Source organism: Oleisolibacter albus, from assembly GCF_003336875.1.
GTDB lineage: Bacteria > Pseudomonadota > Alphaproteobacteria > Azospirillales > Azospirillaceae > Niveispirillum > Niveispirillum album.
This window is the reverse complement of the sequence record NZ_QGNJ01000013.1, coordinates 123204-131242: the sequence shown is the minus strand read 5'-3', so window position 1 is coordinate 131242 and position 8039 is coordinate 123204. Positions and strand designations below refer to the sequence as shown.

8 protein-coding genes and 3 tRNA genes are annotated in these 8039 nt (G+C 70.1%); 2 read left to right on the top strand and 9 right to left on the bottom strand.

Translation table 11 applies throughout. From position 1 onward, the window contains the following. The coding region (locus DK368_RS21675) for a helix-turn-helix domain-containing protein (protein ID WP_193552259.1) at positions 1-125 on the bottom strand (125 nt) is incomplete at its 3' end. A gap of 110 nt (positions 126-235) precedes the next feature. On the opposite strand from DK368_RS21675, the gene DK368_RS16870 reads away from it, so the two are divergent. Continuing rightward, the gene (locus tag DK368_RS16870) at positions 236-427 is read left to right on the top strand and encodes a DUF433 domain-containing protein (RefSeq protein ID WP_114395141.1); all 192 of its coding nucleotides are present in this window, start codon (positions 236-238) and stop codon (positions 425-427) included. 41 nt (positions 428-468) lie between these two features. Here DK368_RS16870 and DK368_RS16865 read toward each other — a convergent pair whose 3' ends face one another. Then, positions 469-1236 carry a hypothetical protein gene (locus DK368_RS16865; protein WP_114395140.1) on the bottom strand — a complete coding sequence of 256 codons (768 nt, stop codon included), beginning with the start codon at positions 1234-1236 and terminating at the stop codon, positions 469-471. Between the two features lie 95 nt (positions 1237-1331). Between DK368_RS16865 and DK368_RS16860 the strand changes: the two genes are divergently transcribed. Beyond that, positions 1332-2270 (top strand): hypothetical protein, encoded by a 939-nt coding sequence (locus DK368_RS16860; RefSeq protein WP_114395139.1) that lies wholly within the window; start codon positions 1332-1334, stop codon positions 2268-2270. A gap of 93 nt (positions 2271-2363) precedes the next feature. Here the strand turns inward: DK368_RS16860 and DK368_RS16855 are convergent, their stop codons facing one another. From DK368_RS16855 to ubiU, 7 genes are all read right to left on the bottom strand, one after another. After that, positions 2364-3035 (bottom strand): replication initiation protein, encoded by a 672-nt coding sequence (locus DK368_RS16855; RefSeq protein WP_114395138.1) that lies wholly within the window; start codon positions 3033-3035, stop codon positions 2364-2366. Positions 3036-3562: 527 nt separating this feature from the next. Next, positions 3563-3637: transfer RNA gene (locus DK368_RS16850), tRNA-Gly, on the bottom strand. Positions 3638-3641: 4 nt separating this feature from the next. Further along, positions 3642-3718 (bottom strand) — tRNA-Asp (locus DK368_RS16845). 3 nt (positions 3719-3721) lie between these two features. After that, positions 3722-3797, bottom strand: a tRNA-Asn gene (locus DK368_RS16840). Between the two features lie 114 nt (positions 3798-3911). Next, the gene (locus DK368_RS16835; RefSeq protein WP_114395137.1) at positions 3912-5888 is read right to left on the bottom strand and encodes a sensor domain-containing diguanylate cyclase; all 1977 of its coding nucleotides are present in this window, start codon (positions 5886-5888) and stop codon (positions 3912-3914) included. A 225-nt stretch (positions 5889-6113) separates the two neighbouring features. Then, positions 6114-7034 (bottom strand): ubiquinone anaerobic biosynthesis protein UbiV, encoded by a 921-nt coding sequence (gene ubiV, locus DK368_RS16830; RefSeq protein ID WP_114395136.1) that lies wholly within the window; start codon positions 7032-7034, stop codon positions 6114-6116. Positions 7035-7050: 16 nt separating this feature from the next. Next, positions 7051-8037, bottom strand: a complete 987-nt coding sequence (ubiU, locus tag DK368_RS16825) for a ubiquinone anaerobic biosynthesis protein UbiU (protein WP_114395135.1) — start codon at positions 8035-8037, stop codon at positions 7051-7053. Positions 8038-8039 lie beyond the last annotated feature (2 nt).

The window sequence follows — 8039 nt, the reverse complement described above, 5'->3', positions numbered from 1 at the left end:
CACCAGCGGATCGCGGTCGACGGCGCGATCCCGAACCGGGACGCAGCGCCCCGGCAACTCATTCCCTCGTCCAGCACCGCCGCAACCACCCGACGGCGCAGATCCATCGAAAGCCCAAGACCCATGCTGGCTGGCCTCCATACCCAGCCAGCAGCATGAATCACAAAATCAGCCCCATGGGAATCCCTCACGATTCCTGTCGCTCGGAAACTGCTCTAGCCTGCGGCCGGGGGTGATGGGCGGCAAGCCCTGCATCCGGGGCACGCGGGTGACCGTGGGCATGGTGGTCGGCATGGTCGGCACCGGCGTCGCCATCGACGACATCCTGGCCGACTACCCGTACCTGGAGCGTGACGACGTGCTGCAGGCTGTGAGATATGCCGCCCTTCGTGCTGCCGAAATCAACCAGACCAGAGACCTTCCTTGAATTGCGCATGGCCCCCTGGGGCTCGACAGCATGCCGGGGTTTCACGGCGCGAACCGGTGCAGGACGGCCTGGGCGTGCGACGAAACGGCGGCATTCCCCGAACTGGACCAGCCCTCCAGAAGCTGGCGATAGCTGAAGAACAGGAACCGCACCTCGTCACCCGCGACTAGGTCTGCAAACCGTGACACCTCCTCCCGGTGCGCCGCATGATCCGCGGGGTTGATGGAGGCGCCATTGGGCCAGCCAACCGGCTCTGCATACACGTAAACGAGCACCGCCGCCTTTCCTGCCTCCTCCGGCCGGTGGGTGGCCGTGCGCAGGCCCAGGGCATGCTTCACCAGCTGGGCTGCGTCCAGGTGCTGGAAGCGGAAGGTGCCGTCGCGAAGCCCGTCCCGAACCCGTTGGTAGCCGGCCATCCGCTCCCCCCAGACCGGGCGCCAGTAGGCATTCGACAGGCTGGGCGGCCCCTTTGGCCGGAACGGTTCATAGCGCTTGGACTCGATCCCGATCAGGGCCGTCTCCGTCGCGACCAGCACGTCCAGGCACGGGTGCCGACCACCTGCCCAGGGGAAGCGCAGGACCGCCTCAAGCTCCACCCGCTCGGCGGGCCAGCACGCATCTGCCAGCCCCGGCAGCACCGGCAGGAAGGCTGGGCGCTGGAGGAACCAGCCGAAGGCATTGGCGGCGAGCGCTGCGGAGGACTCGGGGCTCAGAAACTTGCCGGTGGCGATCTCGTTGCCCGGCGCTTGGTCAAAGGCGGCCCTAACCAAATCTTCCGGGACCCCAGGCAGGAAGATCGGGTCGGCCATAACTTTCCCTCCCTGATGCATATCCGCAGTATGTACTCCATAGCGGCGCCATCGCAATCTGGTGGGGTAATCAGAGAAGGCCGGAAGGATAGGCCATGGACTGGGGGGCCGAGCTACGGCGGGCGCATGCCGTGAAGACCGGGCGGGACCGGGGCATCCGCTTACCCCGGGACGTGGTCGTGTCGGGCACTGCTGACGCTGTCCGGGTCGAAGTCGCGACCGGGGCGATGGCCGCCAACATGCAGACGGACGGGGCAGCCTTCGAGGCTTGGGTCCTCGCCTTGCGCGCCTGGTGTGGGGTCGGGGCCGTGACCCTGGACTGGTCAGGCGAGCCAGACCCTGCCGACGCGCACGTGCAGCGGTTCCTCTACCGGGCTGGGCGCTTCGCGCGACTGTTCCCCTGGGTCAGGCTGGCCCGCCCGGCGGTGTTGGAGCGGGCCACGGCGCTGACGGAACCCAACCTGGTGCTGAACACGCGGCGCACGGGCGCCAAAGCCGATGCCGCGAACCCGGAAGCCGCTCTGGAGCGGCGCCTGCTGCACGGGCTGGAGCTGGAGGGCTTCTGCGGCCTCACCCGCCTGTGCGCCCAGGTTCCCGTTGGCCTGTTCCAGTGCGAGGTTGGGGCGGGTCGGCGCGTCTTCCCAGGGGGCGCCGGCGCCATCGACCTGCTGGGAACTGACGGGCATGGGTCGCTGTGGCTGTTCGAGCTGAAGGCGGGCGGGAACACAAAACTCGGCATCCTCTCCGAACTCCTTCTCTACACCTGGATGATGCAGGACGTGCTGCGCCGCCGGTTCCGGTTCGCGAACGACCAGTCGGGGGACCCGGATGGCATCCAACCAGGAGAGATCACCGCTTGCCGTAGGATAGAGGCGCGTTTCATCGCCCCGACCTTTCATCCGCTGCTCGACGGCAGCGGGATCGTGGACCTGCTGAATGAAGCGATGACGGCCGACGACGTGCCCGTGCGGTTCGCAAAAATCTGCATTGATGGCGGCGCCGGGGACGAAGCACTCTGCCTCCTTCCGGGGTGAAGACTTCTCAGCACCTCCTACCCATCCCCTACAGGCGCCAGAAGCCCAGGGTGACCCCCTCGACGGACCGGCCCCGCCGGCGCTCCCTCAGCGTCACCCGCAGGTCGGTGCGGGCGCGTCCAGCTCGCGCCGGGCTTGGTCGAGCACGTTGCGGCGCAGGTCGGTCCAGTCGCGGTAGACGCCGGCGGGCACGCCCAGCAGGGCGCGCAGGTCGGGGAGGGGGGAAGACAGGGTGGGGTTGCGGCGGCCGGCGTAGAGGCAGCCCAGCTCGTACAGGCGCAGGGCATACTTGGAGCCCAGGGCCATCACCGCCGCCCGGTTCAGCACGGCATAGGCGCCGGACGCCAGGAACAGCCGCCGGGCGGGTTCGGTGAAGCGGTACTCCACCCAGGCGCCGTCGCCCGCGGCCGTCTCCTCCACCACCTCGGCAAACAGGCCGGCACGGATGAGGGCCGCCTGGCCGCGGGAGGAGGCGCCCTGGATCTCCAGGCGGATGGCGGAGACCTCCTCCAGCAGCGGGCCCACACGCTCGTTGCCCTTGTGGCCCTGGCGGATGTCGCCCTTGGCCAGGCGGTGCCGCCGGTCGGCGAAGCCGGCCTCCGCCGCAGCCACCACCATCAGCAGCAGCAGGCGGCGGGCGGCGAGGGACGGGGACTGGCCAGCGACGAAGCGCGCCTCCACCATCTCGGCCCCGTCATGCTGGCGGGCAGCCCGGGCGACCCGGACCACCCGGCCGGGCGGAGGCAGGGCGTCGGCGCTGGTCATGGCGGCCGCCGGGCGGGGCGGGCGCCTTCCCCAGGACCTCGGGCAGCAGCCCCCGATTCCTCGGGATGTCACCCCCGATCCCTCGGGCACCGCCCCCCATCCCTCAGGATACGGGGCGTAAGCCCCTGTTCCGGCGTGTGATTTCCGGCCCCGAACCTGAATCCCGAATCGCTGAACCTGCGCGGCCCACCTGTCCACAGCCCCTGACGGACCCGAGGGGACAAGGCTAGGCCAAGCCGGTGGGCGGCGCGCCGGTCGGGAGGCATGCTGGGGCGTAGCGGGGAGGGGAGCCGGTCGGAATCAGGTCGGACCTGTCGAACCGGCATGACCTGAAGGCCGATGGGGTAAAGGGGCATGGGGCCGGGCAGGTTTCCGGCCTCCCCCGGCCCGGCGCTCGCACCCCGGCGCGCCTCGGCGCACGCCAGGGCACCCCGGCGCAGGCGGCTTGCTGCTTACCCAATGCTTACCCGGACAAAGCAAAAGGGCCGGGTAAGCACCCGGCCCTTTTGATAAAGCTTTGATCAGACTGGAGCGGGCGAAGGGATTCGAACCCTCGACCCCAACCTTGGCAAGGTTGTGCTCTACCCCTGAGCTACGCCCGCAAAGTGGCGCGAGTGACGGGACTTGAACCCGCGGCCTCCGGCGTGACAGGCCGGCGCTCTAACCAACTGAGCTACACCCGCATTTGGCTCCGGGTGCTGGGCTCGAACCAGCGACACGCGGATTAACAGTCCGCTGCTCTACCGACTGAGCTAACCCGGAACGGAGGCCGCTGTATAGAAGGGGCCGGCGGGGATTGCAAGCCAAAAAATGCAGGGCTGGAAAAACGAGGTCCGGCCCGCCCCGGACAGGGACGGGACGGCGGCAGCGCACCGGTTACGGGGTGCCGCCAACCTGACGCAGAGCCGGCCCATCCCGCTCGGCATCGCCGGGGCCATCATCGCCGGGGCAGACCCGGTTGCGGCCGCTCTGCTTGGCCCGGTACATGGCGGCGTCGGCCCGTTGCAGCAGCGCGTCCAGCGTCGCCGTTCCCCGCCGGCTGCTGGTGGCGACCCCGAGGCTGGCCGTCACCGAGACGGTGACCCCGCCGGTCAGCGGGATGGTGGTTCCGGCGATGACGCGCCGCAGATCCTCGGCAACCTGCATGGCGCCCGCCGGCTCGGTATCCGGCAGGATGGCCACGAATTCCTCGCCCCCCCAGCGCCCGAACAGGTCTTCCCGGCGCAAGCGGGCGGCACAGCGGCTGGCGACGATGCGCAGCACCTCGTCCCCCGCGGCATGGCCATGGTTGTCGTTGACCAGCTTGAAATGGTCGATATCCACCATGATGACAGCCACGGGCAGGCCCTGGCGGCTGTCCTGCGTCAGCAGCCGCTGACTCTGCTCGACCAGCGCGCGCCGGCTGGCAACGCCGGTCAGCGCGTCGGTGGTGACCAGACGCTCCAGCCGGCTGTTGGCCACGGCCAGGGCAGTGGCCTGTCCGTGCAGCATGTCCTCCAGCCGCTTGCGCTGTGAAATGTCGGTCAGGGTGCCGATGACTCGCACCGGCGAGCCAGTGGCATCGCGGGCCAGCACAATGCCCCGGTCCAGGACCCAGCGCTCCCGGCCGTCGCTGCCATTGAGCCGGTGCTCATGCTCGAACAGCGGCGTGTGGCCGGCCAGATGCTCATCCAGCGCATCCAGGGCGGCATTGCGGTCATCGGGATGGATACGGTCGCTCCAGTCCAGCATGGTGCCGGTGCGGTCGCCGGCCGGATCGCCGAACAGGGCGGCCCAGCCCGGCGAGAAATAGACCGTGTTCGTTGCCACGTTCCAGTCCCAGACCCCATCCCCGACGGCCTGGAGCGCCAGGCGCCAGCGCTCCTCCTGCAGGGCCAGGGTTCGCGACAGGCGGGCCTGCCGGCGGCCGGCCCGGGCCAGCAGCAGCACGCCGGCCAGGGTCAGCAGGGTGGTGAAGGCACCGCCGATCAGGGTCCAGTTGCGCGCCCGGATGGAGGCTGCCAATGCCTCCTCCTTGCTGAGCAGGGCCAGCACCACCAGCGGCATGCCGCGCACGCGGCGGAAGGCGCCGATCCGTGGCACGCCGTCGACGAAACCGACAGGCTCATAGACGCCGACATGGGTCCCGTCCGGCCCCAGGAAGGGCCGGTTGGTCATCGGGCGGTCGAACGTGTTGGCGGTCAGCGGCGAGCGGGCCCGGTACCAGCCATCGGTGCCGACCAGGACAATGGCGCCGGCCACCCCCATGTCGATGCTGTCATAGAACCGGCTGAACAGGCCGGGATCAATGACAAGGGAGATGACGCCGTCGAATCGGCCATCCCTGTCCAGCAGGGGGCGGGAGAGGTGCAGCATCCAGCCGCTGCTGTCGATATCCCGTGCGGCATCCCGGGTCGTATCCCGCTGCACCCGTCCGACCAGCAGCCGGTCGGACGGATCGGCCCGCAATGTCTGGAACGCTTCGCCGGAGTCGCGGGGACTGCCGACCGGGTCTGCCGCGACGGTGGAGACGAGGACGGTCCCCTGCCGGTCCAGGATGACGAAGCCGAGGATCTGGTCCGACCTGTGGCCGCCCTCCGGCCGCAGGTCCGCTGCGGCGGTGCCGGGCCAGTCCCGCCGCACCTGCAGCAGACGCTCATCCAGCCGTTCCAGCAGCCCGGAGACATGCTCCTCGAAGCTACGGGCCAGATTGCTGACGTCGCGTTCGACCGCGGTCCGGGCTGTGCGGTCGTTGTAGCGGATATGCAGGCCGATTCCGATCCACAGCGGGAACAGCAGCAGCAGGGCGATCAGGAACGGCAGACGGAGGGGGGAGGGGCCGACGCCGGCCGGCCGGGCTGTCGACGACGTCACGCTGTCGGCTCCCTGATCTGGAACACCGGAATTGGCGCTGCCACCCGGGGAGACGGGCGGGCGTCGGCGGCGATGGGCGGTCGGCGGAGGCAGGGGCTCGAGCCGGACGGGGGGCGGGCCGTGGACGGGAACAATGTTGTGCTGATCCAGAGTTTGCCTGGGCGAACCAAGCGGCATCCCATCCATTCCGGCAATGATCTGGATCAGCCCTGTCCGGAGCGGGGATTACTCCACCAGCCCCGGGCTGCGGCCGGCGACCTGGACCCGGCCTTCCAGCCCGTGGAAGAAGCCGTTGCTGTGGTCGGTATCGGGGGTAAGGTCCTGCAGCCGCTCGGCGGCCTCCTCCGGGTCGATCTGCCCGTCCAGGGTGGCGCGGACGGTGCGGGCCACCGCCACCATGTCCAGATCCTGCGGCGACAACCGGAAGCGGTGGATGCCCATGGCCCGGAGCGCGGCCAGATCCCCCACCAGGTCCACATAGCTGTGGGTCTGGGTCTGCACTCCGTTGATGGCGACGAAGGGCATGCCGTCCAGCGTGTCCACCACCAGCCCGTCCGGGTCCTCGCCGCAGACGAACTGGCAGCCATCCTTGGCCAGCCCGTGGTTACGGGCATGGTAGCAGCGGGCGGAAATGGCCAGGGGCAGACGCCCGAAGACGAAGGCTTCCGCCTCCACGCCCAGGCGGGCCGCCTCGGCGGCCAGGACGGCGACGGTGCTGCCCGGCAGTTCGCCGGCGAAGCAGATCCGCCGCAGCCCCTGGCCGGCCAGCATGGCCAGCGTGCCCTCGTTGGCCACGGGCAGCAGCGGGCCGGCATGGTGCGGCCGGCCGCGCAGCAGGGCCAGGGCCGTGCCGTCCCCGGCCTCCACGGGCAGGTCCAGCTCCAGCAGGTCGGCCGTGGCGTGCCGCTCCCGCGGCTGCATCACCAGGGCCAGGCTTCCCAGCACCACCTCCTTGCCGGCGGCCTGCAGCAGCGCGATCAGCTCGGGCAGGATCTCCTCGCCGGCGGTGCGCTTGGGGCAGACCACCTCACCCAGCACCACCGTGTCCACGGGCGCCTCCGCGGCGATGCGGCGGTAGAAATCCAGCTTGCGCTCGGTGGGCCAGTGATAGAGCAGCGGCCCCAGGGTCAGTTTGCAGTCGGTCATGGCATGTCGTCCGGTATCAGCGCCAGCGGCGGTCATAGGCGCCGGCGGTCTGGCGCTGGCCTTCGGCCTGGGCGGCCAGGGCGGCGGGGTCGGGGCGCTGGCCCTGCACCGCCAGATCGATGGCGCGGCGGAACTCCGCCACCACCTTGGCCACATAGGCCTTGCCGCGCTGGCGGCCCTCGATCTTCAGCGCGGTGACCCCGGCCTGCATCAGCTCGGGGATCTGCCCGGCGGCATTGAGGGAGATCGGGTCCTCGAACAGGTAGGAGGTGCGCCCGTTGGCGGCGAACCGGCCCTTGCACAGGGTGGGATAGCCGGCCGGCTCCCCCTCGCCATAGATGTTCACGGTGATGTCGCCCAGGCGGGAGACCATGCAGCTGCCACGCTCCTCGTAGCGCACATGGCTGGCCGGGGAGCAGACGCCATGGGAGTTGGGCGACTGGCCCGTGACATAGGTGGAGAGCTGGCAGCGCCCCTCCGCCATGACACACATGCCGCCGAAGGCGAAGACCTCGGTCTCCACCGGGATCTCGCTGTTCAGGGCGGCGATCTCGGCCAGGGTCAGCACCCGCGGCAGCACCACGCGGCGCACGCCGAAGCACGCATGGTACCAGCGGATGGCCTCCGGCGTGGAGGCGGCGGCCTGCACCGACAGATGCAGGCGCTGGCCGGGGTGGGTCTTGGCGGCATAGGCCAGCAGGCCGATATCGGCCAGGATGATGGCGTCGGCCCCGGCGTCCACCGCATCGTCCACGGCCTTGTGCCAGGGGCCGGGATTGCCGGCGCGGGGGAAGGTGTTGATGGCGATCAGCAGGTCCTTGCCGGCGGCATGGACCCGGCGCGCGGCATCGCGCATCTCCGGCCGGCTGAAATTCAGGCCGGGGAAGTTGCGGGCGTTGGTCTCGTCACGGAAGCCGCAATAGACGGTGTCGGCGCCGGCCTCCAGGGCAGCGTCGAGGGCGGCCGGGGTGCCGGCCGGGCAGACCAGTTCCAAGGTGGGCATGG